Here is a 23,655-nt window from a genome sequence, read left to right on the forward strand (position 1 = left end):
CCCGGTCAGGCGATCGTTATTTAACCTCTTCGCTATCCACGGCGTCGAGAACCACCTCTTCCGGACGCAGGACGCTGATAAGCTTGAAAATCAGGCTGAGCGCGATACCCACGATGGTGGCCAGCGCCATCCCTTTCAGCTCAGCGGCGCCGATGTGCACTTTGGCACCGCTGACGCCGATGATCAGGATCACGGAGGTGAGGATCAGATTCTGCGCTTTGCTGTAATCCACCTTCGATTCAATCAGTACGCGGATCCCCGAGGCGCCGATCACCCCGTACAGCAGCAGCGACACGCCGCCCATCACCGGCACCGGGATGATCTGGATCGCCGCCGCCAGTTTGCCGACGCAGGAGAGCAGAATCGCAATGATCGCCGCGCCGCCGATAACCCAGGTGCTGTAGACGCGGGTAATCGCCATCACGCCGATATTTTCCCCGTAGGTGGTGTTAGGCGTCGAGCCGAAAAAGCCGGAAATGATCGTCGACAGGCCATTGGCAAACATCGAACGATGCAGGCCCGGGTCGCGGATCAGATCGCGTTTGACGATATTGGCCGTCACCACCAGGTGACCGACGTGCTCGGCAATCACCACCAGCGCAGCGGGCAGAATGGTGAAGATGGCGAACCATTCAAAACGCGGCGTGTAGAAGGTTGGCAGCGCGAACCAGTGCGCTTCGGCGATCGGGGTGGTATCAACCACGCCCATCACAAACGACAGCGCATAGCCCACCAGAACGCCAATCAGGATCGGGATAATCGCCAGGAAGCCGCGGAACAGGACCGAACCAAACACCGTCACCGCCAGGGTTACCATCGAGATAATAATGGTTTTGCTGTCCGGTGACTGGCCGTCGGCTGGCAGCAGCCCGGCCATATTGGCCGCCACGCCTGCCAGCTCCAGACCGATAACCGCCACGATGGCCCCCATCGCCGCCGGGGGGAACATCACATCCAGCCAGCCGGTACCGGCTTTTTTGACAATAAAGGAGACGAGGCAGAACAGCACGCCGCACATAATGAAACCGCCCAGCGCCACTTCATAGCCCAGCGGCAGCAGGAGCAGCACCGGAGAGATAAAGGCGAAACTCGATCCCAGATACGCCGGGATTTTGCCTTTACAGATAAAGAGGTACAGCAGCGTACCAATACCGTTGAACAGCAGCACGGTGGCCGGGTTGATGTGGAACAGGATTGGCACCAGCACCGTTGCGCCGAACATGGCAAACAGATGCTGCAAACTAAGCGGGATAGTCTGTAAAAGCGGCGGTCTTTCACTCACCCCGATAGCACGGCGCGTCATAGTGTTTTCCTCTGAGATGGTTAGTTATGTGTGTTTTATTCAAAAAAAAGCCGACTCTCAAAGTCGGCTTATTTATCGTTATTCGATTATTTCGTACCAAAGATCTTGTCGCCGGCATCGCCGAGACCGGGAATGATGTACCCGTGCTCGTTCAGTCCCTTATCGACAGAGGCGGTATACAGCTCAACGTCCGGGTGCGCTTTCTCCAGCGCGGCAATCCCTTCCGGCGCCGCCACCAGCACCAGCACCTTGATGCTGGTGCAGCCGGCGTTTTTCAGCAGATCGATAGTGGCGATCATCGACCCACCGGTGGCCAGCATCGGGTCAACCACCAGCGCCATACGCTCATCGATGTTGGACACCAGCTTCTGGAAGTAAGGTACCGGCTCGAGGGTTTCTTCATTGCGATAAATACCCACCACGCTGATACGCGCGCTTGGCACGTGCTCAAGCACCCCTTCCATCATGCCGAGGCCTGCGCGCAGGATAGGCACGACGGTAATTTTCTTGCCCTTGATCTGCTCAACTTCCACCGGGCCGTTCCAGCCTTCGATGGTCACTTTCTCGGTTGCCAGATCGGCGGTGGCTTCATAAGTCAGTAAGCTGCCCACTTCTGAGGCGAGTTCACGGAAGCGTTTGGTGCTGATGTCGTGCTCGCGCATCAGGCCCAGCTTGTGTTTGACGAGTGGGTGTTTGACTTCCACAATCTTCATTCTCTTTCTCCTCTGAGGGGCAGCCACAAAAAAAATCGCGGGATTATACCGCTTTTTTCGGATTAGGCCATACCCATCTTGCTTGACGTATATCAAGCAAAGTGATTTAGAGACAAAAAAACCGGAGACGAGGCTCCGGTTTTAGCGCGGGGTTCTGCCGGGCGGCGCTAACGCTTACCCGGACTGGAAACCACGCAGGCTCGATAAGCGCAGCGCCATCGGGAAATTATAGCTGCTCCCCGTTGCTGGCAATCACCTTCTTATACCAGTCGAACGACTTCTTCTTACTGCGGTCCAGCGTGCCGTTGCCTTCATTATCTTTATCCACGTAGATAAAGCCGTAGCGTTTTTTCATCTCCCCCGTGCCGGCGGAAACCAGATCGATACAGCCCCACGGGGTATAGCCCATCAGGTCAACACCATCTTCGACCACCGCCTTTTTCATCTCCGCGATATGGGCGGAGAGATAATCGATACGGTACTGGTCATCCACGCTGCCGTCCGCTTCACGAACATCGATCGCGCCAAAACCGTTTTCGACAATAAACAGCGGTAGCTGATAGTGATCCCAGAACCAGTTCAGCGAATAGCGCAGGCCGACCGGATCTATCTGCCAGCCCCAGTCCGACTTTTTCACGTACGGGTTGGAGACCAGGCTGGTGGTTTCATCATAATCGAGCAATGGGTTATCTTCGGTGGCTTTGGTGGCGAAGGACATATAGTAGCTAAAGCCGATGTAGTCGACACAGCCTTCGGTTAACGCCTGACGATCGGCTTCGGTCATGTCCAGGCTAAAGCCGCGGCGGGCAAAATAGTTGAGCAGATGCTGCGGATAGCGGCCGCGCACGTGGACGTCGGTGAACCAGTACCGGCGGTGCATGGCGTTCATCGCCATCATCATATCGTCCGGCGCGCAGGTCAGCGGATAGATGGGACACATGGCGATCATGCAGCCTATCTGCAGAGCAGGGTTGATCTCGCGCGCCGCTTTCACCGCCAGGGCGCTGGCCACCAGCTCATAATGTGCGGCCTGGTACATAACCGGTTCCCGATCTTCACCCGGCACATACTTCAGACCGGAGTTGGTGAAGGGGGCAAAGTCCTCATGGTAGTTGGCCTGGTTGTTGATCTCGTTGAAGGTCATCCAGTACTTCACTTTATGCTGGTAGCGGGTGAAGACGACCCTGGCGAAGCGCACGAAAAAGTCGATCAGCTTGCGGTTACGCCAGCCGCCGTACTCGGTGACCAGGTGATAGGGCATTTCAAAATGCGACAGCGTAATGACCGGTTCAATACCGTGTTTCAGACATTCGTCGAACAGATCGTCATAAAACTGCAGGCCAGCCTCGTTCGGCTCCTGTTCATCGCCCTGCGGGAAAATACGCGTCCAGGCAATCGAGGTGCGGAAACATTTAAAGCCCATTTCGGCAAACAGCGCCAGGTCCTGCGGGTAGCGATGATAAAAATCGATCGCCTCATGGTTCGGGTAGTTTTTCCCCGCTACCACGCCATCGGTGATTTCCCGCGGCACCCCGTGGGCGCCGGCGGTCATGACATCCGCCACGCTGACCCCCTTGCCCCCCTCCTGCCAGCCGCCCTCTAACTGATGCGCCGCCACCGCGCCGCCCCACAGAAAACCTTCTTTAAATCCGGACATAATCTCTCCCTAAGGTCGATCGTCGCCAGGCGAACGATAGTGCTGATTGAAATGGTAAACCGCGCCAATCAGGCCGGCATCATTGCCGTGACTGACGGTATCGAGATAGTCGGCAATGCCGAACCAGGCCAGATGCTGGCGCAGCAGCGTCAGAAATCCTGGGCGTTCCACAATGCCGCCGCCGATAAAAATAGTCTGCGGATCGAAGATATTGACGAGGTTATAAAGGCCATGGCCCAGGCCATTGAAGAACTCGGCGACCAGACGCTGGCAAACCGGGTCGCCGGCGTCGTAGCGGTCAAAAATCATTTCGCCAGTGACGCTATCCAGCGGCGCGCCAATATGTTCCGCATAGCGATGGCGAAGCACCCGCAGGGTGCAGTTTTCATTCATCGAGTAGCGACGGGGATCGCGTCCGCCAGGACGATCGGTAAGCATATAGCCGAACTCACCGGCGCGAAAACGCGCCCCGTGGATCAACTGATGTTGGCAAAAAATCGCTCCACCGATGCCAGTGCCGATAGTGAGCACCAGAAAATTGGCCATTTCCGCCGCTTTGCCCTGCCAGCGCTCGGCCAGCAGCACACAGTTGGCGTCGTTTTCCACCGAGACCGGCAGCCCGGTTCGCGTCTCGAGCCACGATTTCATGGCGAAGTTGTCAAATCGACGGATAGCGCCGCCCATGGTGATAAAGCCGCTGTGCGGATCGACATAGCCCGGCGCGCTGATGGCTATACCTTCGCACGACGGGTGGGCCGCCAGCCACGACAGGATGGTCTGTAAGATATGATCGCCATCGCTGTCATTGATTGACTGCTTCGCGGTTTCCAGCAGCCTGCCGTCGCGGGTCATGACGCCCATCTTTAGCGCGGTGCCGCCGATATCAAATGCCGCAATCTTCATTCATCCCTCCCCTGTCGAGCATAATGCACCGGTGATCCACACGGCGGCCAACCACAGAAACCGGTTTCATTCGTATGATGAGGATTCCCTGGCACTGAGGCAAGCACAAGGCTGTACCCGGTTTCATTTTCGTGAGCAGTATCAAATTTGACCATCCGCCAACGGTTTTACGCCGACTGTAAAGCAGGCTCGCAAACGTTTGCTTTCCCTGTTAGAATTGCGCCGATTTTTCTTGCTTACCGCAAACGCGTGGAGACTTCGCAGTGACCGACAAAACCTCTCTCAGCTATAAAGATGCCGGCGTGGATATTGATGCAGGCAACGCTCTCGTCGACCGTATTAAGGGCGTGGTGAAGAAAACCCGTCGCCCGGAAGTGATGGGTGGACTGGGCGGATTCGGCGCGCTGTGCGCACTGCCGCAGAAATACCGCGAGCCGGTACTGGTCTCCGGCACCGACGGCGTCGGTACCAAGCTGCGTCTGGCAATGGATCTGAAGCGTCACGACACCATCGGCATCGACCTTGTCGCCATGTGCGTGAACGACCTGGTGGTTCAGGGCGCTGAGCCGCTGTTTTTCCTTGATTATTACGCCACCGGTAAACTGGACGTCGATACCGCAGCCAGCGTCATCAACGGCATCGCCGAAGGCTGCCTGCAGTCCGGTTGCGCGCTGGTGGGCGGTGAGACCGCAGAGATGCCGGGGATGTACCACGGCGAAGATTACGACGTGGCGGGTTTTTGCGTCGGGGTGGTGGAAAAATCAGAAATCATCGACGGCAGCAAAGTCGCTGACGGCGACGTGCTGGTGGCGCTGGCCTCCAGCGGCCCGCACTCTAACGGCTATTCGCTGGTGCGTAAGATTATTGAAGTTAGCGGCGTTGACCCGCAGACCACCGACCTTGACGGCAAACCGCTGGCCGACCATCTGCTGGCGCCGACCCGCATCTATGTGAAATCGGTTCTCGACCTGATTGCCAGCGTTGACGTCCACGCCATCGCCCATCTGACCGGCGGCGGCTTCTGGGAAAATATTCCGCGCGTGCTGCCGGACAACACCCAGGCGGTGATTGATGAGTCTTCCTGGCAGTGGCCGTCCGTCTTCAACTGGCTGCAAACCGCCGGTAACGTCAGCCAGCATGAGATGTACCGTACCTTTAACTGCGGCGTGGGGATGGTTATCGCCCTGCCGGCTGCAGAAGCAGACAAGGCCATTGCCCTGCTGAACGAGAAAGGTGAAAACGCGTGGAAAATCGGGTATATCAAAGCCTCCGATTCCGAACAGCGTGTGGTCATTGCATGAAAAACATTGTGGTGCTGATTTCCGGTAGCGGCAGTAATTTGCAGGCGATCATCGACGCCTGCGGCCGGAAACAGATAAACGGCACCCTGCGTGCGGTATTCAGTAACAAGGCCGATGCGTTCGGCCTTGAGCGCGCGCGCGCGGCCGGGATCCCGGCCCACGCGCTGGCGCAAAGTCAGTTTGCCGACCGGGAAACGTTTGATCGTCAGCTGATGCATGAAATTGACGCCTACGCCCCGGATCTGGTGGTGCTGGCGGGCTATATGCGTATCCTTAGCCCCGCCTTCGTCAGCCACTATCAGGGACGTCTGCTAAACATCCACCCTTCGTTACTGCCTAAGTATCCTGGCCTGCATACCCATCGCCAGGTGCTGGAAAACGGTGACGAGGAGCATGGGACCTCGGTGCACTTCGTCACCGACGAGCTGGACGGCGGTCCGGTTATCCTGCAGGCCAAAGTGCCGGTCTTTGCTGGCGACAGCGAGGAAGAGGTCACGGCGCGGGTTCAGACCCAGGAACATGCCATTTATCCGCTGGTGATAAGCTGGTTCGTTGAGGGACGTCTGCGCATGGAGGGCAACCACGCCTGGCTGGATGAACGACAGCTTCCCCCCCAGGGCTATGCCGCTGAAGAATGAACAACAGCCCCGCCTTTCGCCATCGCGGGGCTTTTTTTTAATTAAAATTGTTTATTAATCAAACATCTCACAGAAATAATTCTTCTTACTGTCATATAGTTGTGACACAGTAAATCGCTATGCAGAAAAATTCGTCATAATAGTCTACGTCCTGTGAGTAAAACGGAGTGTGAGCGGTAATGGGCCAGGAAAAGCTATACATCGAAAAAGAACTCAGCTGGTTGTCTTTTAACGAGCGCGTGCTGCAGGAAGCGGCGGACAAGAGTAACCCGCTGATTGAGCGCATGCGCTTCTTAGGGATCTACTCCAACAACCTTGATGAGTTTTACAAAGTGCGCTTCGCTGAGCTTAAGCGCCGGATTATTATCAGTGAAGAACAAGGCAGTACCGCCCATTCTCGCCACCTGTTAGGCAAAATCCAGGCCCGCGTTCTGAAGGCCGATCAGGAATTCGATAGTCTGTATAACGAACTGCTGCTGGAGATGGCGCGCAACCAGATCTTCCTGATCAATGAGCGTCAGCTGTCCGTCAATCAGCAGGCCTGGCTGCGCAACTACTTTAAACAGTATTTGCGCCAGCATATCTCGCCGATCCTGATTAACCGCGAAACGGACCTCGTGCAGTTTCTGAAAGATGATTACACCTATCTGGCGGTGGAGATTATCCGCGGGGAAAACATCAACTATGCCCTGCTGGAAATTCCGTCGGATAAGGTCCCGCGCTTCGTAAACCTGCCGCCGGAAGCGCCTCGTCGCCGTAAGCCAATGATCCTGCTGGATAACATTCTGCGCTATTGCCTGGACGACATCTTTAAAGGCTTCTTTGATTACGATGCGCTGAACGCCTACTCGATGAAAATGACCCGTGACGCCGAATACGATCTGGTGCATGAGATGGAGTCGAGCCTGATGGAGCTGATGTCCTCCAGCCTGAAACAGCGCCTGACCGCCGAGCCGGTTCGCTTCGTCTACCAGCGCGATATGCCGGACGCGATGGTCGAAATGCTGCGCGATAAGCTCTCCATCTCCAACTATGACTCAATGCTGCCGGGCGGCCGCTATCACAACTTTAAAGACTTTATCGGCTTCCCGAACGTGGGTAAGGCCAATCTGGTCAATAAACCTATGCCGCGCCTGCGTCATCTGTGGTTTGATAAATTCCGCAACGGCTTCGACGCCATTCGCGAACGCGATGTGCTGCTCTACTACCCCTATCATACTTTTGAGCATGTGCTGGAGCTGCTTCGCCAGGCCTCGTTCGACCCCAGCGTACTGGCGATCAAAATCAACATCTACCGCGTGGCCAAGGATTCGCGCATCATCGACGCGATGATCCACGCCGCCCACAACGGTAAAAAAGTCACCGTGGTGGTGGAGCTGCAGGCGCGTTTTGACGAAGAGGCCAACATTCACTGGGCGAAGCGCCTGACGGAAGCGGGCGTTCACGTGATCTTCTCCGCGCCGGGCCTGAAGATCCACGCCAAGCTGTTTCTTATCTCGCGTAAAGAAGGCGATGAGGTGGTGCGCTACGCCCACATCGGCACCGGTAACTTCAACGAGAAGACCGCGCGGATCTATACCGACTATTCGCTGTTAACCGCCGATGCGCGCATTACCAATGAAGTCCGCCGGGTGTTTAACTTTATTGAAAACCCCTACCGCCCGGTCAGCTTCGATTACCTGCTGGTGTCGCCGCAGAACTCGCGTCGTCTGCTGTATGAGATGATCGACCGCGAGATCGCTAATGCGCAGAACGGGCAACCGTCCGGTATTACCCTGAAGCTGAACAACCTGGTGGACAAAGGGCTGGTGGACAGACTGTATGCCGCCTCCAGCTCCGGTGTGCCGGTCAACCTGTTGATCCGCGGCATGTGCTCGCTGATCCCCGGTCTGGAAGGCATCAGCGAAAATATTCGCGTCATCAGCATTGTGGACCGTTTCCTCGAGCACGACCGGGTCTACTGTTTTGAAAACGGTGGCGATAAGCAGGTCTGGCTCTCCTCTGCCGACTGGATGACGCGTAATATCGATTATCGTATCGAAGTTGCCGCTCCGCTGCTCGACCCGCGCCTGAAACAGCGGGTGCTGGATATTTTTGATATCCTGTTCAACGATACGGTAAAAGCGCGCTATCTTGATAAAGAACTGAGTAATCGCTATGTGCCGCGCGGCAATCGCCGTAAAGTGCGCGCTCAGATGGCGATTTACGATTATCTCAAATCACTCGAACAACCCGACTAACCTATGCCAATAAACGAAAAAACCCCTCGACCGCAGGAGTTCGCTGCGGTTGACCTTGGTTCGAACAGTTTTCATATGGTGATCGCCCGTGTCGTCGACGGCGCCATGCAGATCATCGGACGCCTGAAACAGCGCGTACATCTGGCCGATGGCCTCGATGAAAACTCGGTGTTGAGCGAAGAAGCCATGACCCGCGGGCTGAACTGCCTGTCGCTGTTTGCCGAACGCCTGCAGGGATTTTCTCCCTCCAGCGTCTGCATCGTCGGGACGCATACGCTGCGTCAGGCGACCAATGCGGCGGAGTTTCTTAAACGCGCGGAAAAAGTGATCCCCTACCCGATCGAGATCATCTCCGGTAATGAAGAAGCGCGCCTGATATTTATGGGCGTGGAGCACACGCAGCCGGAGCGCGGCCGTAAGCTGGTGATTGATATCGGCGGCGGTTCGACTGAGCTGGTCATCGGTGAAGATTTTGAGCCCCGCCTGGTGGAAAGCCGCCGCATGGGGTGCGTGAGTTTCTCCCAGGCCTACTTCCCGGGCGGGACGATCAATAAGGAAAATTTTCAGCGCGCTCGCCTGGCGGCGGTGCAAAAGCTGGAAACCCTGGCCTGGCAGTTCCGTATTCAGGGATGGACCGTGGCGCTGGGCGCCTCCGGCACCATTAAAGCCGCCCAGGAAGTGCTGGTGGCTATGGGCGAGAAGGACGGGTTTATTACGCCGGAACGCCTCGAAATGCTGGTCAGTGAGCTGCTGAAACATAAAAACTTCGACGCGCTCAGCCTGCCCGGCCTCTCGGAAGACCGTAAAGCGGTCTTTGCCCCGGGGCTGGCGATCCTGTGCGGCGTGTTTGACGCATTAGCCATTAAAGAGCTTCGTCTGTCTGATGGCGCGCTGCGTGAAGGCGTGCTGTACGAAATGGAAGGCCGTTTCCGCCACCAGGATATTCGTAGCCGCACGGCGCAGAGTCTGGCGAATCAGTACAACATCGATCGCGAACAGGCGCGCCGGGTGCTGGAAACCACCACCCTTATGCTGGAGCAGTGGCAGGAGCAGAATCCGAAGCTGGCCAATCCACACCTCGCGGCGCTGTTGAAGTGGGCGGTGATGCTCCATGAGGTGGGCCTGAATATTAACCACAGCGGCATGCACCGCCACTCGGCCTACATTCTGCAGAACAGCGACCTGCCGGGCTTCAACCAGGAGCAGCAGATGCTGATGGCCACGCTGGTGCGCTATCATCGCAAAGCGATAAAACTCGACGACCTGCCGCGCTTTACGCTGTTCAGGAAAAAGCAGTTTCTGCCGCTGATCCAGCTGCTGCGCCTCGGCGTGCTGCTGAATAACCAGCGTCAGGCCACCACCACGCCGCCGACGCTACGGCTGCAGACGGAAGCTCACCACTGGACGCTGACCTTCCCGCACAACTGGTTTAGCCAGAATGCGCTGGTGCTGCTGGATCTGGAAAAAGAGCAGCAGTACTGGGAAGGTGTGCCGGAGTGGCTGCTGAAAATTGCGGAAGAAGAGCCAGACGCCTGATCGCCTCTGTGGATAGCATTCGAGCCGGGCCATCGCGCCCGGCTTTTTACCGCTTCAGGCGCTCATCCCCTCCGCCAGCTGCGCCAGAGGTACCGGAACGCCAATATCATAGCCCTGCATATAATCTATCCCCAGCGCGATGACCGCCTGGCGTATCTCCGGCGACTCGACATATTCGGCCACCACTTGCATGTTCTTCATCCGCGCCAGACGACAGATAGAGTCCACCACCTGGTAATCAAGACTGCTGGCGAGCAGATTGCGAATAAAGCTGCCGTCGATTTTAAGAATATCGACGTTCATCGTTTTTAACCGCGCATAGCTGGCGTAGCCGGTACCAAAATCATCGATCGCCACCCGGCAGCCCAGCGCCCGCAGACGCTCTAATGTCTGGCAAACCAGCTCGGGGTTGCTGAGCGCATAGTTTTCGGTCAGCTCGAAGATAATCTGCCATGGCTCAATGTTATAGGCCTGCAGCAGATTTTCCACCTCCTCGGGAAACTGACTGCGGCTCAGCGAGACCGGAGAGAGGTTGATCGCCAGCCGCAGACCGGGCAGCGCCCGCCGGTTGGCATCCATAAAGGCCAGGGTGTGCTCAATGACCCACTGATCCACGCGCGTGGACAGCCCAAACTCGTGCGCCACCGGCAGGAACTCGTTTGGCCCCGTCAGCTCCCCCGACTCCCCTTTCATCCTCAACAACACTTCATGGTAGTTGTCGCCGCGAATGCCCTGGATAGGCTGCGCCATCAGGACAAAATGGTCTTGCTCCAGCGCCTTGAGGATGCGGTTCATCATCACCACTTTGTCTTTCAGATCCTGCTGGACATGCCCGGCGCCGCGGCGCTGCAAATTCTCCGGATGGCCGCTGGCCAGCGACATGTCGGCAATCGTGTTCAGCTCGCCAAGCAGCAAATACAGATGCTTCACCGGCGAGCGGACGTTGCAATAGCTCATGCCGATCCGCGGCTGCAGGGGGACCCCGTCCCAGTAAAAACGGAACTGTCGCAGGGAGCGCTCAATTAAGTGAATGCGCGCCTGGTGCCCTTCGCTGTTGAGACGAAACACTAAATCGTGACCGGCAAGATGATATACCGCTTCGTTCGGCTGCAGCAGCGCACGCAGGTGATTCGCCAGCATTTGCTTATACTGAATGCGCAACAGCACCCCATAGTGGCGGCCCAGCAGCTCAAGCTCAGGAATACGCAAAAAACAGAGCGTCGACCAGCTCGCGCCGTTCAGCGCCCGGCTCAGCGCCCGCAAATTCGGCATATGTACCACCGGGTCGAGGAAGGCCATCTGTCGGACGCGGGCGTAGATCAGCCGCTGCTGTGTCGCCAGCATCGCCGTATAGGCGACAATAAACGAGAACACCAGATAGCTTGACGAAGTGATCGCCAGCTGAGTGTTATAACTTGGATAAATGGGTAAATAACGGTAATGAAAATGGATCACGGCGATCAGTACCGGCGTCCAAATCAGCGAGATAAAGCGATAGCCAAAACGCATCGCCCCCCACAGCATCACCGGCATCAGTAAGGATAATGTATAATTTGTACTGAATATAGTGCTGCTATCATTAAGCGGCATCAATAATAGCCCCAGCAGCAGGATTAATATCGCCACCCAGCTGATGATTTCAATTTTTTTTATTTTTGGATCAATTTGTAAGCGAACCTGAGAAATAAATCCGCGTAAATAAAAAGGATTACGAATTACCCGCAGCAGTAAATAACATAAGGGCACGCCGGTCAGGCACCCTACCATCAGCGCCTGAAAGGTGATTAACGACCGTAAACTAAATGGCGAGACGCCGGTCATCTCCGTTGTGCGCGGATGCAGCCCCAGAAACTCGGCGATCTGCGACAGAATCAGAAAAATGACCGAAGGGAGCAGCATTTGCCAGAACAAACGATGCGGCATCAGTCTGACGTTACCGTGCGATACCTGCTGCCGTTGGGGAACAAAGATGCGGTATCCGCCCCAGCAGAGTACGCAGGGGATCAGAAAATGGAACAGTACGCCAAAGGCCTGTTCCGGCGTCATGCCCCGGGCCAGCGTAAGCAGCAGGCCAACGATAATACCGGGGATCGCCGCCCAGCCGAAAAACATCATCAGGCTGAGCACCAGCGCCAGGGGAAGATAATAAAGATAAACCATGTGACCATTCAGCACGGTATATGTATTCATCCCTCTGGCAAGGGGTAATAACAGCACAGGCAGGAGAAGCGGTAAGGCCCACCATTTGTCGCGATATTGTTGATAGTATTTTAATAAATTCATAGGTGCTCTACAGAGAGCCTCTGATCCTGCGAGGCATATTCAGGCAGGCATCCAACCACCCCATGCTGACCGCATAAGTAATTACGATACGGTAACGTCCGCTGATTTTAGTGGCCAAGAGAATGAGGCTGTTGATATAAATCAACAAATGCTGACACCAACATTAATAAAACTTATTTTTTCACCTTTCCCTGGCTAATAAAGTGAGCATGTAAATACGCCGATTATCTTATATAACATTAATTAATGTTTTCACTGCCGCACTTTTACATCTGCATCAATTGACCCCACCTCGTTCCTGTGCCTTAATACCCCCATCGCCCATCTTCGGGTATACTTCAAGGAACCTTTTGTGAGTCAGGCACCCAGTATGCGTAAACGACATCGATTTAACCGTCGCATGACCCGTATCGTACTGCTTATCAGCTTTCTCTTCTTCTTTGGACGCTTTGTCTACTCCTCCATTGGCGCCTGGTACCATCACCAGGATAAAAAAGCGTCGCAGGAGTCAACGCTCACCGTCGAGCCTTCCGCCCGCGAGTAACCCGTTGAGCCCGATGCCGGGTGCGCCCCCAACCGCTGTCAGAGACGCCCGTTTTCGAGACTCTATCCCTGACGAGGCATATGTTGCTGCTGGCGATTTATAAGCGCACGGCCTGTAGCAGTCGCAGCATTTCCGCCATTCCTTTGGTAATCACTTTATCCTGACGCATGACAACCGCCAGCTGACGGTACAGCGACGGGGCCAGAGAATGTACCGTTAAGCCACAGCGATCCTCCGCCTGCTCCACCGCCATGCGGGGCACAATACTGTAGCCCAGCCCGGCCCGCACCATGCGTTTGATCGCCTCGATGCTTCCCAGCTGCATCACCGGCGTGACCGCCAGGCCCGCCGAACGGAACCAGCGGTCAATCAGATCCCGCGTGCCGCTGCCCGCCTCGAAGGCAATGAGCGGCAGCGCCTGCAGCGCTTCAGGGGTGCACACCGCCGGGATCCCCGCCTCGTGGCTGGGATGAATGACCACGAACTCCTCGTCAACCACTGCGGTCACTGCCAGACTGCGCCCCTGCACGGGCAGGGTAACCAGTCCAAGATCGAGCCGGTTTTCCTCCACCGCCCGGACGATATCCAGCGTGTTGCCGGTGGTCACCCCCACCGTCAGCAGCGGGTGCTGCTGACGAAGATGCTGCAGAAGCGGCGGAAGAAGATGAATGCAGGCCGTCGCGCCGGTCCCCAGCGTCAACGAGCCATTAACTTCCTGGCTAAATGCGCTGACCGACTGCACCGCGCTATTCACCGCCCGATCGATCTGCTCGCTGTGGGCCAGCAGCGCCATTCCCGCCGCCGTCGCCTTGATCCCACGCCCGGTGCGCTCCAGCAGCCGAGTCTGTAAAAATTGCTCCAGCTGACGCACCTGCAGGCTAACGGCAGGCTGGGAGATCCCCAGCGCGTCGGCGGCGGCGGAGAAGCTGCCGCGCTGTACGACCAGCCGGAAGGTCGCCAGGTTTCCCAGGTTCAGTGTTGTCATGCAAAGTTTCTCTTATACCGCGCATAAGGTGGCCGCTCTGCCAGAACAATAGCCTGCCGGGTATGCTCAGGACAACTGTCTTAACGGAATGAAATACCATGGAAACACCGGCTATTCCCCGACGCCTCGCCTTCACGGCGGGCGCTCAGCAACTGATCAACTGGGGTATCTCTTTTTATATGCCCGGCACCTTTGCCGGGGCGATGTCGGCAGATACCGGCTGGTCATCCCCACAAATCTACTCAGGCCTGACGCTCGCCATGCTGGTGATGGCCACCCTCTCGCCGTTTGTCGCCCGGCTGCTGTCGCGTGCTGGCGGGCAACGCGTGGTGATGGCAGGCTCCCTGCTGCTCGCCGTCGGTTGTCTGCTTATGGCTGACGCACACTCACTTGTCGCCTGGTACAGCGCCTGGCTGTTGACCGGCATCGGCATGCGTTTGTCGCTGTATGACGCGCTGTTTGCCGCGCTGGTTAATCTCTACGGCAAGCAGGCGCGACGGACGATCTCCCGCATAACCCTGACGGGTGGGCTGGCCTCGGTGGTGTTCTGGCCGCTGGGGGAGGCTCTGCTCGCGGCCATGAGCTGGCGGGAAGCACTGCTGATCTATGCCCTGTTCGGCTTGCTAAGCGCCGCGTTAACCCTGTCGCTACCCAATAAAACAGGCTTTATCGTCAATAAACCCGCCGCCCCTGCCGCGGTACGGGATCGGCGAAACGGCTGGCTGTACGCCGCGTTTATCGCGCTGATCACCTTTGTCTCTAATGGCACTTCCACCCATCTGCCGGAATTTATCATAAGCGTCGGTCTGCCGGTTGCCGTCGGCATGTTATGGGGCGTTGGACAGACTGGTGCACGGTTTCTGGAGGTGGTGGCCGGGGCGGGGCTCACCCCGCTTCGCCTGACGCTGCTTACCGCGCTGGCTATGCCGGTGTGCTTTATGCTCGGCCTGAGTAGCTCGCTTTTTCTCTGGTCAGCCGCCGGTTTTGTGCTGGGCTACGGGGCGATTAACGGGCTGGTGACCATCGTCAAAGCCACGCTGCCGCTGCAGTTGTTTGCCCCTGAAGCGTACGCCAGACGCACCGGGGTGCTGCTGATCCCGGCCCAGCTGATGGCGGCGGCCTCCCCGCTGGCCTATGCGTGGCTGAACCGGGCTTTAGGGACGATCGGGGCGATGTGGCTGTCGTGGGGGTTAACGCTGCTGATTGCCGTACTGGCGGTGGCTATCGTCAAGGGGCAGGCATCGCACCAGGCTGAGGGTATCCCTGCCCTTAGCGACTAGAGCACAAAGCCGCCGTCGATGGTCAGGCTTGTACCCGTCATGTAGCCGGACGATTCACCGGCAAGCCAGGCCGCCAGCGAGGCGATTTCGTCCGGTTCGCCCATACGCTGCAAGGGAATGCGCCCGACGATCTGCTCCGCCATTCCGGCAGTCATATCGGTGGCGATGGGCCCCGGCTGGATGTTGTTAATCGTGATGCGCCGTGGCGCCAGATCCAGCGCAAGGTTCTGCACCATTGAGGCGACAGCCGCTTTACTCATGGCATACACGCTACTGCCCACATGGCCGGTACGCACCGCGGTATTACTGCCGATGGTGATCACACGCCCCCCTTCCGCCATCGGCTTAACCGCCGCCTGAATGGCAAGGAAGACACCACGCACGTTGACGGCCAGGGTGGTATCCAGATCGTCCAGCGAATAGGCCTCAAGGGTACCGAGACGCAGCACGCCCGCATTTACCACCGCGACATCCAGCCTGCCGTAGTGCCGTAATGTCTTATCCACCGCGGCCTGGATAGCCCTGGGGTCTGCGCTGTCGGCTTCAATGGCTATCGCCTGACCGCCCCGTTGCTCAATCGTTGAGACCAGCGCCTGCGCCCGATCCGGGCGTGATACCCAGGTGATGGCAACCCGATAGCCCTCGTGCGCCAGTCGCGCCGCAATGGCCGCCCCGATACCGCGCGCGCCGCCGAAAATCAACGCTACCTTTTCGTGATTCATGATGGTCATTCTCCTGTTTGCTGTAGCACCCACCCGGGTGCCTCTGCAGACACCATGCCAGCAGATACAGCCCTTCGCATGCGCGGAATGTATCGCACTGTATCCACGCCGCCCTGCTTACGCAGCCATACAAAAAAGCCGCCCACAGCAAACAGACCCGATACATAAAAATGGTTTTATGAGGCTGTCGCCATTGATGACCCGATGAGGAGATACCCCGATGATACGTCCACATTTACTCTTCACGCTGTTCGCGCTGACATCAGGCTGCGCCTGGGCTGCACCGCTTAGCGGACTCAGCGCCGCGGATGTTAACGGCCCCGCCGCCGTTGCACCGCCCGAACAGCCCCAGCCACCGGCAACACTGATTGTGGATCCGCCGCTGGCGGGCCCGCTGAGTAAAGGTGCGGTCTTTATTCAATACCGCGCCGAGAACATGCGTATTGAACCGGTGTTCGGGCCCGAGGCGCTGAAAGTGGCGCCGCGCATCGGCCATATCCACGTCATCGTGGATGACAACCCCTGGCACTGGGCCGACGCCAGCGGCGAGCCGGTTATTCTGGTGGGCCTGCCTGCCGGTCATCACAAGGTGACCCTTATTCTCGCCGATCCAACCCATAAACCTGTTGATCGCAAGACCGTCGAATTCATCGTACCGCCGCATGCTGCGGTTATGCACTGAACGCCACCAGTCATTTATTTTTGAGGATCTTAACCATGAAAGCATTACTGATTGCTGTTCTGACCTTCTCCGCCGCAATGGCGTCTTCCGCTTTCGCTGCCCGGGAAATTAACCAGCCTCAGGGGCTGCAAAAAATTGGCACCGTTTCCGACAGCAGCGGCGCAACGTCGCTGGCGGATCTGGAGGCGAAACTGCAGGCCAAAGCCGTTAAAGCGGGCGCCGGTGCGTTTCGCATTACCTCCGCCGGGGGGAACAACACCCTGTCGGGCACCGCAGATATTTACCGTTGAGGCGTCACCATGAAAAAACAGTCTCTTCATACCTTCGCGGTGGGCCTGCTGCTGGCCGCCGCCAGCGGTACCGCACTGGCGAGTAGCAATAAAACCGTGGTGCTGGTGCACGGCGCTTTTGCCGACGGCAGCAGCTGGAACCAGGTGATCGACAGACTGCAACGCCAGCATACCGAGGTCATTGCCGTTCAGCTGCCGCTCAACTCGCTGAAAGAGGATGTCGCCGCAACCCAGCGCGCCATCGCCCGGGCCCACGGGGATGTGGTGCTGGTAGGCCACTCCTGGGGCGGGACGGTGATCAGCGAGGCGGGTAACGCTGCGCGGGTCAAATCGCTGGTTTACGTGGCGGCGTTTGCCCCGGACTCGGGCCAGTCGACTGCGGATCTGGCGGGGAGCTACCCTGCCCCACCGGGCAGCGCAGGTATTGCTAAAACCGCAGAGGGTTTTCTCTGGTTACCTGAAAAATCGGTACGCCAGGACTTTGCGCCAGATATTAAGGCTGCTGAGCAAAACAGGCTGATCGCCACCCAGGGCCCGATCCGCGCGGAGGCCTTTACCGAAAAGGTCACGCATGCGGCCTGGCATGATAAGCCGAGCTGGTATGTGGTCAGCAAGAATGACCGGATGATCAATCCGGATCTGGAGCGTTCGATGGCGAAGGCGATTGATGCGAAAACCACTGAGGTGGCGGCAAGCCATGTGTCGATGGTGAGCCAACCGGAGGAGATTGCCCGGGTGATTGAGCAAGCGGTGAAATGAGACAGGCAATAAAAAGCCCGCAGGATGCGGGCTTAGATCAAAAACGATTAACGGGCGGGCGTTATTCCCACTCGAATATCAATGATAAGAAAATATACCTACATAACAGCTAGTTAGAAAGGTTGGCATTATCGATACCATCATCTATACCATGCACAGAATTTTTTTGATTTTTTGCGGCTCGTCGACGTTTTAGTTCAGCTCTGGCCCAGGCGGAGGATTCTGCCATATCACGCCGAAGCTCTTGTTTCTCTTCAGCAGTGAGCACTCTCGGACTCGATGTAGTTCTATCCACCTTGTACCTCCAACTCAACTGGCCGCCATAGATTTTAAGTTGTTCGTCAAAAAGTTAGTTACCAGATTGAAGACCTGATGGACAGAACAGCAACTAAATTGCTTTCAAACTTTCGAGGACAATCTGGCGCGGATCTCATTGTAGAGCTGAGGCTAACTAATTGGCGTCCCAATAAAACTCTTAATACATTAGTGCAAACCAACTCTGTTATTTGGATTTTTCACTTGCAAATGTGGGGCGTATCATACATTAACTCTTAAAGCGGTGAACAGCGCTTCATACGACTTCACGTCGCACGTCCAAAAGTGATTTAGGAAAGGACGAAATGACTGAATAATCAAAATTTCATTCAAAGAGCAATGTACAATCAGCTAAAATGCAGAAAAGTTATATTTACTTTATTCTTCTCCTACACTTGGCTAGATCAGCAGTTGAACGAGACAGCATAGGATTTAACCTAGTACCCTGGCGGTCGGTAATTGAACTGCGGCTGATGCAGCAGCTCTCTGCGATGGTGTCTACGTGGGATTTCGATTTAACAGGTCGGCAGGCAGTATAGCGACGAATAGAGTTGCTGAAGTAAAGACTAGGGGATGGGATGTCATTGATGGTTACTGACATTCGGTACATGATGCTGCATCAGCTCAATGATCCAATCAATAAAAGCTCGCAGTTTGGCACTGACATGGCGGTTCGGTGGAAATGCCAAGTACAGCGGCATGGGATTAAACCGCCATTGTTCGAATAGCGGAATCAAAGCGCCACATGCCTGATATACTGCCGCCATATAAGTGGGTAGTGCAACCACCCCCATCCCTGCTAAACCCGCTTCGAGATAGGCATTGCCATCATCAACTGCGAGCACGTAGCTACTCCGAATTTCAATACGCTCACTATCACGGTACATTTCCCAAGGAGCAATCTTACCGGTACGTGAGGACAGGAATCCCACAATGCGATGGCCGGTATTTACCAGCTCTTGCGGATTCGTAGGAGTGCCGAGGCGTTTCACATAATTTGGTGCGGCGTAGGCGGCGATTTGCAAATCGCCGACATGCCGTGCGATCAGGGATTGATCGCTGATTTCACCACCACGCAAGACGCAATCCACGTTGTCGCTGATCAGATCCACCGCTCGGTCGCTCACGCCCATCTCCAACTGGATATCAGGGTAGCGTGCGTGAAAATCTGGCAGCGCCGGCACTAGTATGAGACGGGCCAGCGGACTAGGCACATCCACACGGAGGCGCCCTCTGGGCGTGATCGTTGCACTGGACAAGCTGGTTTCGGCATCCTCAATGTCTGCCAAAAGGCGGACAACACGCTCGTAATACACCACGCCATCGGGAGTAACACCGAGCTTACGGGTGGTGCGATGGAGCAACTTGACGCGCAGGCGTGCTTCCAATTGTTGGATGAGCTGCGTCACTGTAGTTTTGCTCATATGCAGTGTTTGGGCAGCCTTTGTGAAGCTACCCGCCTCCACCACACGAGCAAAAGCTCGCATCGCGTCGAATCGATCCATTTTTCATCCCTTCTTTCAGCAGATTGTTTGTATTTTACAAACAGTGATGAACAAAGTCTCCTGTTTATTCGTAGGCCCAGCGCATATAAACTGCCTCTTTATTAATTGGCCAGAGTTCACCATTGAAAAGGAACAAAAATGACAACACGCGAAGCAGTTTTTCCCCTCGGTCGGCAGGCGCTTTATGAGCGCAACCGGTATTCACCAGCCATAAAATCCAGCGGATTCTTGTTTGTTTCGGGTCAAGTTGGCAGCCGCGAGGACGGTTCTCCTGAACCTGACCTCAAAGCGCAGGTCCGGTCGGCATTCGATAACCTAAATGCTGTTCTTATGGCAGCGGGCTGCACATTCAGTGATGTGGTTGACACCACCCTCTTTATCGTCGATCCGGAATCAAACCTCGACACGGTCTGGAGTGTCCTTCCAGAATACTGGGGGGAAGCGCCTTATCCTACTTTGACAGGAGTTGGTGTGACATGGCTATACGGATTCCAGTTCGAGATTAAGGTCATTGCCAAACTACCTTAACTCCCATATCCGTATGCCAGGCTGCCCAGGTATGCATCAACGCTTTTTGGTATCGTAGGTTTGACGCAATAGCTCTACATGCGGAAGGTTTTCTCTGATCCACATATTGATACCTTCCAGCGCATGAAACATACTTTTCCCCATCTCCGTGATCTCATATTCCACACGCGGAGGCACTTCGGGAAAATAGTGGCGTTCGACCAAACCATCTCGTTCCAAGTTTCTCAATGTCAACGTCAGCATGCGCTGTGTGATGCCTTCCACCTCACGTTTGATCTCTGAAAACCGCAGGCGACGATCATCTGCGATGGCCAGACGCCAGATAACCTGTACGGTCCATTTATCACCGAGTCGTGTGCAGATTCCGTTAGAGGGAATTAGCTGGAATGATGAATCGTCTTCAAGACTTTCACTGAGGGAGTCCGGCCCTGCTTGGTCCAAGAGTTTCATTTTTGTGCCTTGGGTTAAAAAAAGTGCCGTCTTACGCCATTCGTAGATAGAGGATAGAGTAAGACATTCTCATTTTTTTTGGAACTGAATCATGAACAAAGTACATCGCCCTATTCTGATTTTCGGAGCCACCGGCCGGCAAGGCGGATCAGTGGCCAAGGCTCTGTTGAAGGTCCGCTGGCCTATTCGAGCTCTTGTGCAAGACCCGTTCGAGCCTGCCTCAGTTGCGCTGCGTGAGGCTGGCGCCGAGCTCGTGCAAGGATCATTGGAAGATGCCGAAGTCATCGCAGGAGCTATGAAGGATACCTACGGCGTTTTCAGTGTGATGCCAGCCAACCTGTCGGCAGAAGATGAAGTCCGTTACGGAACACGCGTCGCAGATCTGGCACTAAGAAGCCACGTTGATCATTTCATCTACTCTTCGGGCGCAAGTGCTGGTGACGAACTGACAGGCGTCCCGCGCTTCGACGCCAAACCCCGTATCGAAGCATATATCCGCGAACTGCCGCTGGCTGCCACCATAATCCGTCCCATGATCTTCATGGATATGCTTGTTCGACCTGGCTTTGGCCTTGATGAGGGGCGGTTGGTTTCCCTGATCCATCGCAATCATTCGATCCAGCTCACTGCCGTACAAGATATCGGGAAGATCGTTGCAGCGATGTTCTTAGACAAGGCGCGGTTTGCCGGCAAGACGCTGAAGATCGCCAGCGATCGTGTGACGGGCCGTGAACTGGAAGCTGTGTTCTCGGAAGCAGCAGGTCTACCCATCAAATATTTTCGTTTCCCAGATGAAGTTCTGTCCTCCAACGCCGACCTAGCCCATATGGCATCTAGTCTGCAAGATGGCCCTCTATCAGAGCAAGTAGATCTCGATTTGATGCGAGAGATCAATCCTGAACTTGTCTCGTTGCGTACATGGTTAATGGGGGTGGGACGGGACAAACTTGAAGAATCGCTACGCAGGAAACATACATAGATAAGCAGCAAAAATGCGGAGAAAAGAATGAATCAAGACGAAATTAAGGCAGTATTCGATCAACAGGCCGCCAACTATGATATGCAATGGGCCAAAACGGAAGCAATCAAAGATTGCTTGCACCTCCTTCTTGAATCGTTGTTTGCCGAGTTGCCTGCGGACGCACGAATTATCTGTGTCGGAGTAGGAACAGGAGCAGAGTTGGCTCACCTTGCTTGGAAGAATCCTGAGTGGAGGTTTACAGCAGTAGAGCCTTCCGGCCCTATGCTTGATGGTTGCCGACAACGAGCAGAGGAGGACGGATTTACTTCTCGTTGTTATTTCCACGAAGGTTATCTTGATTCGCTCCCAACCATTGAGCTTCATGACGCGGCCACTTGCTTTCTAGTGTCTCAATTCATTCTCGACCACCAAGAGCGATCAGGGTTCTTTCGAGAAATATCTAGCAAACTCAAGCCTGGAGGGATTCTTGTTAGTTCTGATTTGGCTTCGGATGTGGCATCACCAGAATATGAAGTGTTGCTTCGCGCCTGGATAAGCATGATGGCATCGTCAGATATTTCACCAGAGGGGATAGACCGCATACGCAAAGTGTATTCCAATGATGTCAGCGTTCTTCCGCCAATTAAAATTGCATCAATAATTGAGGCTGGAGGTTTCGAACCTTCCGTGCAATTTTTTCAGGCCGGATTGATTCATGCGTGGCTGTCAAAACGCGCTCCGAGCAATTTTTCCATCAATTCAACTGTTTGATCACTATTGTTCAAACGAATCAACGACAGAGATAAACCAAGATGAAAGCAGCAGTTTATGACGCGCCTGGATCTCCCGGCGTTTTAAGGTATGCCGACATACCAGCCCCAACCTTTGGGCCTAATGACGTACTGATTTCCGTTGAGGCGATATCAGTTGAAGGTGGTGACCTGATTAATCGCCGTTTGACTCTACCACCTCAGCCTTCCTGGGTAGTCGGATACGCGGCGGCGGGAACAGTGGTGGCAGTCGGGTCGAATATCACAAGCCGCCAAGTCGGCGATCGCGTCACGGCGTTTGATATGCAGGGCTCGCATGCTGCCCTCTGGGCTGTGCCAGCGAGTCGTACATGGCGCATACCCGATGGAGTGGATGCAACAGACGCAGCTGTATTACCGATCTCGTTCGGGACGGCGCATCACTGCCTTTTCGCTCGTGGCGAACTCGCACACGGCGACACTGTCCTCATCCAAGCGGCAGCGGGCGGCGTGGGCCTTGCCGCCGTTCAACTTGCCGCGCAGGTCGGTGCCACTGTCATCGCTGTGACAAGTGGAACTCAGCGGAGCAGTAAGCTGATTGAAGTCGGCGCCAACCATGTCGTGGATCGGTCTGCACATGACATCGTGGACGCCGTTCGGCAGATCACCCATGGAGCTGGCACCAATCTCGTCATCGATCCGGTGGGTACGACGCTGCAAAGTTCTCTTGCTGCGCTGGCTCCAGAAGGTCGTCTTATTTTCGTCGGCAATGCCGGTGGCGGCGATTTGGTCGTCGATCTGTGGCCAGCCATGCAGGCCAACCAGACGCTCTCGGGCGTATTCATGGGACCGCTATTTGAGACCCCTGCGGTCCGCTCAACCGTAGATGATTTGTTGCAAGCTGTTGCTGACGGACGCATACGCACCATCGTTGACCGAATATTCCCTCTGGCAGAGGCTGCGGCGGCCCATACCTATGCGGAAACGGCCAAGCCGCTGGGTCGCGTTGTCATGAGACCGTGAAATTTGTCCATAACATATGCCACGCATGACGAAGCACTAGTTCTTATCGACCCTGGAATGCTGTCGACGCGAGTTGTGCTTCGTCAACTTGTAGGTAAATCAATCTCCTGTTGCCCACTCGTCCGGCTGAAACGACCTCCCAGTTCATCAAGCTGGTGAGCTCATCGATGTAACTCTGCAACACTCATCGTGAATACTATCTCCGAATTAGCTTGGTTTGAATAGCTATGAGTGGGCATCCGTTTGAACTATAGTGATTAACCTTCAAGTAGTTCTATTGTTTGCACA

At 55.6% G+C, this 23,655-nt stretch carries 21 protein-coding genes and 1 pseudogene; 13 read left to right on the top strand and 9 right to left on the bottom strand.

The features are described from left to right. Window positions 1-16: 16 nt before the first annotated feature. The 4 genes from uraA to bglK all read right to left on the bottom strand — a co-directional run bounded on the left by uraA (window position 17) and on the right by bglK (window position 4,576). Window positions 17-1,303, bottom strand: coding sequence for a uracil permease (gene uraA, locus L2I46_RS11455; RefSeq protein WP_023290621.1), 1,287 nt, complete (start codon window positions 1,301-1,303; stop codon window positions 17-19). Between the two features lie 86 nt (window positions 1,304-1,389). Continuing rightward, window positions 1,390-2,016, bottom strand: coding sequence for a uracil phosphoribosyltransferase (upp, locus tag L2I46_RS11460; protein WP_004201927.1), 627 nt, complete (start codon window positions 2,014-2,016; stop codon window positions 1,390-1,392). A gap of 226 nt (window positions 2,017-2,242) precedes the next feature. Next, window positions 2,243-3,673: a 6-phospho-beta-glucosidase gene (locus L2I46_RS11465; protein ID WP_023290622.1), complete on the bottom strand. Its 1,431-nt coding sequence runs from the start codon at window positions 3,671-3,673 to the stop codon at window positions 2,243-2,245. A 9-nt stretch (window positions 3,674-3,682) separates the two neighbouring features. Continuing rightward, entirely contained in the window at window positions 3,683-4,576 is an 894-nt protein-coding gene (bglK, locus tag L2I46_RS11470; RefSeq protein WP_023290623.1) for a beta-glucoside kinase BglK, read from the bottom strand. Window positions 4,577-4,839: 263 nt separating this feature from the next. Here bglK and purM point away from each other — a divergent pair, with 263 nt between their 5' ends. The 4 genes from purM (at window position 4,840) to ppx (ending at window position 10,291) form a co-directional block, all read left to right on the top strand. Continuing rightward, window positions 4,840-5,877 (top strand): phosphoribosylformylglycinamidine cyclo-ligase, encoded by a 1,038-nt coding sequence (gene purM, locus L2I46_RS11475; protein ID WP_004201922.1) that lies wholly within the window; start codon window positions 4,840-4,842, stop codon window positions 5,875-5,877. After that, window positions 5,874-6,515 (top strand): phosphoribosylglycinamide formyltransferase, encoded by a 642-nt coding sequence (purN, locus tag L2I46_RS11480; RefSeq protein WP_032453705.1) that lies wholly within the window; start codon window positions 5,874-5,876, stop codon window positions 6,513-6,515. The genes purM and purN overlap by 4 nt, the downstream gene beginning before the upstream one ends. Window positions 6,516-6,694: 179 nt before the next feature. Beyond that, window positions 6,695-8,755, top strand: coding sequence for a polyphosphate kinase 1 (ppk1, locus tag L2I46_RS11485; protein ID WP_002913838.1), 2,061 nt, complete (start codon window positions 6,695-6,697; stop codon window positions 8,753-8,755). A 3-nt stretch (window positions 8,756-8,758) separates the two neighbouring features. After that, window positions 8,759-10,291, top strand: coding sequence for an exopolyphosphatase (gene ppx / locus L2I46_RS11490; protein WP_004201914.1), 1,533 nt, complete (start codon window positions 8,759-8,761; stop codon window positions 10,289-10,291). A 54-nt stretch (window positions 10,292-10,345) separates the two neighbouring features. Here the strand turns inward: ppx and L2I46_RS11495 are convergent, their stop codons facing one another. Further along, window positions 10,346-12,574, bottom strand: a complete 2,229-nt coding sequence (locus tag L2I46_RS11495) for a sensor domain-containing phosphodiesterase (protein WP_236947874.1) — start codon at window positions 12,572-12,574, stop codon at window positions 10,346-10,348. A gap of 370 nt (window positions 12,575-12,944) precedes the next feature. On the opposite strand from L2I46_RS11495, the gene L2I46_RS11500 reads away from it, so the two are divergent. Further along, on the top strand, window positions 12,945-13,118 hold the full coding sequence (locus L2I46_RS11500) for a YfgG family protein (protein ID WP_017900441.1): 174 nt from the start codon (window positions 12,945-12,947) through the stop codon (window positions 13,116-13,118). A gap of 97 nt (window positions 13,119-13,215) precedes the next feature. On the opposite strand, the pseudogene L2I46_RS11505 reads toward L2I46_RS11500, so the two are convergent. Then, a pseudogene (locus tag L2I46_RS11505) lies at window positions 13,216-14,128 on the bottom strand (LysR family transcriptional regulator). A 73-nt stretch (window positions 14,129-14,201) separates the two neighbouring features. Here L2I46_RS11505 and L2I46_RS11510 point away from each other — a divergent pair. Continuing rightward, window positions 14,202-15,383 carry an MFS transporter gene (locus L2I46_RS11510; RefSeq protein WP_044524332.1) on the top strand — a complete coding sequence of 394 codons (1,182 nt, stop codon included), beginning with the start codon at window positions 14,202-14,204 and terminating at the stop codon, window positions 15,381-15,383. On the opposite strand, the gene L2I46_RS11515 is transcribed toward L2I46_RS11510, so the two are convergent. After that, the gene (locus tag L2I46_RS11515; RefSeq protein WP_077255383.1) at window positions 15,380-16,105 is read right to left on the bottom strand and encodes an SDR family oxidoreductase; all 726 of its coding nucleotides are present in this window, start codon (window positions 16,103-16,105) and stop codon (window positions 15,380-15,382) included. The genes L2I46_RS11510 and L2I46_RS11515 overlap by 4 nt on opposite strands. 220 nt (window positions 16,106-16,325) lie before the next feature. Between L2I46_RS11515 and L2I46_RS11520 the strand changes: the two genes are divergently transcribed. Genes L2I46_RS11520 through L2I46_RS11530 form a run of 3 tightly spaced genes read left to right on the top strand, consistent with a single transcriptional unit; the run spans window position 16,326 to window position 17,836 of the window. Then, entirely contained in the window at window positions 16,326-16,787 is a 462-nt protein-coding gene (locus L2I46_RS11520; protein ID WP_032453709.1) for a DUF6130 family protein, read from the top strand. A gap of 35 nt (window positions 16,788-16,822) precedes the next feature. Continuing rightward, on the top strand, window positions 16,823-17,077 hold the full coding sequence (locus tag L2I46_RS11525; protein ID WP_044524334.1) for a YdgH/BhsA/McbA-like domain containing protein: 255 nt from the start codon (window positions 16,823-16,825) through the stop codon (window positions 17,075-17,077). A gap of 9 nt (window positions 17,078-17,086) precedes the next feature. Then, window positions 17,087-17,836, top strand: a complete 750-nt coding sequence (locus tag L2I46_RS11530; protein ID WP_032453711.1) for an alpha/beta fold hydrolase — start codon at window positions 17,087-17,089, stop codon at window positions 17,834-17,836. Between the two features lie 896 nt (window positions 17,837-18,732). Here the strand turns inward: L2I46_RS11530 and L2I46_RS11535 are convergent. Continuing rightward, entirely contained in the window at window positions 18,733-19,656 is a 924-nt protein-coding gene (locus tag L2I46_RS11535; protein ID WP_154978537.1) for a LysR family transcriptional regulator, read from the bottom strand. A 138-nt stretch (window positions 19,657-19,794) separates the two neighbouring features. Between L2I46_RS11535 and L2I46_RS11540 the strand changes: the two genes are divergently transcribed. Continuing rightward, on the top strand, window positions 19,795-20,184 hold the full coding sequence (locus L2I46_RS11540; RefSeq protein ID WP_154978539.1) for a RidA family protein: 390 nt from the start codon (window positions 19,795-19,797) through the stop codon (window positions 20,182-20,184). 36 nt (window positions 20,185-20,220) lie between these two features. On the opposite strand, the gene L2I46_RS11545 is transcribed toward L2I46_RS11540, so the two are convergent. Beyond that, window positions 20,221-20,634, bottom strand: a complete 414-nt coding sequence (locus L2I46_RS11545; protein WP_154978541.1) for a winged helix-turn-helix transcriptional regulator — start codon at window positions 20,632-20,634, stop codon at window positions 20,221-20,223. Window positions 20,635-20,725: 91 nt separating this feature from the next. On the opposite strand from L2I46_RS11545, the gene L2I46_RS11550 reads away from it, so the two are divergent. The 3 genes from L2I46_RS11550 to L2I46_RS11560 are packed head-to-tail and all read left to right on the top strand — an operon-like array spanning window position 20,726 to window position 23,367. Next, entirely contained in the window at window positions 20,726-21,613 is an 888-nt protein-coding gene (locus L2I46_RS11550; RefSeq protein WP_154978543.1) for an NmrA/HSCARG family protein, read from the top strand. Between the two features lie 27 nt (window positions 21,614-21,640). Beyond that, complete coding sequence (locus L2I46_RS11555; protein WP_154978545.1) at window positions 21,641-22,366, top strand: class I SAM-dependent methyltransferase; 726 nt, start codon at window positions 21,641-21,643, stop codon at window positions 22,364-22,366. Between the two features lie 41 nt (window positions 22,367-22,407). Further along, on the top strand, window positions 22,408-23,367 hold the full coding sequence (locus tag L2I46_RS11560) for a quinone oxidoreductase family protein (protein ID WP_154978547.1): 960 nt from the start codon (window positions 22,408-22,410) through the stop codon (window positions 23,365-23,367). Window positions 23,368-23,655 lie beyond the last annotated feature (288 nt).

The organism is Klebsiella sp. 2019SCSN059 (genome assembly GCF_021739525.1).
Lineage (GTDB): Bacteria > Pseudomonadota > Gammaproteobacteria > Enterobacterales > Enterobacteriaceae > Klebsiella > Klebsiella quasipneumoniae.

What these genes read in the sequence shown, in the direction of transcription:
- L2I46_RS11535 (WP_154978537.1), bottom strand. Translation starts at nt 19,656, where the DNA reads ATGGATCGATTCGACGCGATGCGAGCTTTTGCTCGTGTGGTGGAGGCG.
- ppx (WP_004201914.1), top strand. Translation starts at nt 8,759, where the DNA reads ATGCCAATAAACGAAAAAACCCCTCGACCGCAGGAGTTCGCTGCGGTT.
- L2I46_RS11560 (WP_154978547.1), top strand. Translation starts at nt 22,408, where the DNA reads ATGAAAGCAGCAGTTTATGACGCGCCTGGATCTCCCGGCGTTTTAAGG.
- uraA (WP_023290621.1), bottom strand. Translation starts at nt 1,303, where the DNA reads ATGACGCGCCGTGCTATCGGGGTGAGTGAAAGACCGCCGCTTTTACAG.
- L2I46_RS11495 (WP_236947874.1), bottom strand. Translation starts at nt 12,574, where the DNA reads ATGAATTTATTAAAATACTATCAACAATATCGCGACAAATGGTGGGCC.
- purN (WP_032453705.1), top strand. Translation starts at nt 5,874, where the DNA reads ATGAAAAACATTGTGGTGCTGATTTCCGGTAGCGGCAGTAATTTGCAG.
- L2I46_RS11465 (WP_023290622.1), bottom strand. Translation starts at nt 3,673, where the DNA reads ATGTCCGGATTTAAAGAAGGTTTTCTGTGGGGCGGCGCGGTGGCGGCG.
- L2I46_RS11530 (WP_032453711.1), top strand. Translation starts at nt 17,087, where the DNA reads ATGAAAAAACAGTCTCTTCATACCTTCGCGGTGGGCCTGCTGCTGGCC.
- L2I46_RS11520 (WP_032453709.1), top strand. Translation starts at nt 16,326, where the DNA reads ATGATACGTCCACATTTACTCTTCACGCTGTTCGCGCTGACATCAGGC.
- L2I46_RS11545 (WP_154978541.1), bottom strand. Translation starts at nt 20,634, where the DNA reads ATGAAACTCTTGGACCAAGCAGGGCCGGACTCCCTCAGTGAAAGTCTT.
- L2I46_RS11555 (WP_154978545.1), top strand. Translation starts at nt 21,641, where the DNA reads ATGAATCAAGACGAAATTAAGGCAGTATTCGATCAACAGGCCGCCAAC.
- bglK (WP_023290623.1), bottom strand. Translation starts at nt 4,576, where the DNA reads ATGAAGATTGCGGCATTTGATATCGGCGGCACCGCGCTAAAGATGGGC.
- L2I46_RS11540 (WP_154978539.1), top strand. Translation starts at nt 19,795, where the DNA reads ATGACAACACGCGAAGCAGTTTTTCCCCTCGGTCGGCAGGCGCTTTAT.
- upp (WP_004201927.1), bottom strand. Translation starts at nt 2,016, where the DNA reads ATGAAGATTGTGGAAGTCAAACACCCACTCGTCAAACACAAGCTGGGC.
- L2I46_RS11500 (WP_017900441.1), top strand. Translation starts at nt 12,945, where the DNA reads ATGCGTAAACGACATCGATTTAACCGTCGCATGACCCGTATCGTACTG.
- ppk1 (WP_002913838.1), top strand. Translation starts at nt 6,695, where the DNA reads ATGGGCCAGGAAAAGCTATACATCGAAAAAGAACTCAGCTGGTTGTCT.
- L2I46_RS11550 (WP_154978543.1), top strand. Translation starts at nt 20,726, where the DNA reads ATGAACAAAGTACATCGCCCTATTCTGATTTTCGGAGCCACCGGCCGG.
- L2I46_RS11515 (WP_077255383.1), bottom strand. Translation starts at nt 16,105, where the DNA reads ATGAATCACGAAAAGGTAGCGTTGATTTTCGGCGGCGCGCGCGGTATC.
- L2I46_RS11525 (WP_044524334.1), top strand. Translation starts at nt 16,823, where the DNA reads ATGAAAGCATTACTGATTGCTGTTCTGACCTTCTCCGCCGCAATGGCG.
- L2I46_RS11510 (WP_044524332.1), top strand. Translation starts at nt 14,202, where the DNA reads ATGGAAACACCGGCTATTCCCCGACGCCTCGCCTTCACGGCGGGCGCT.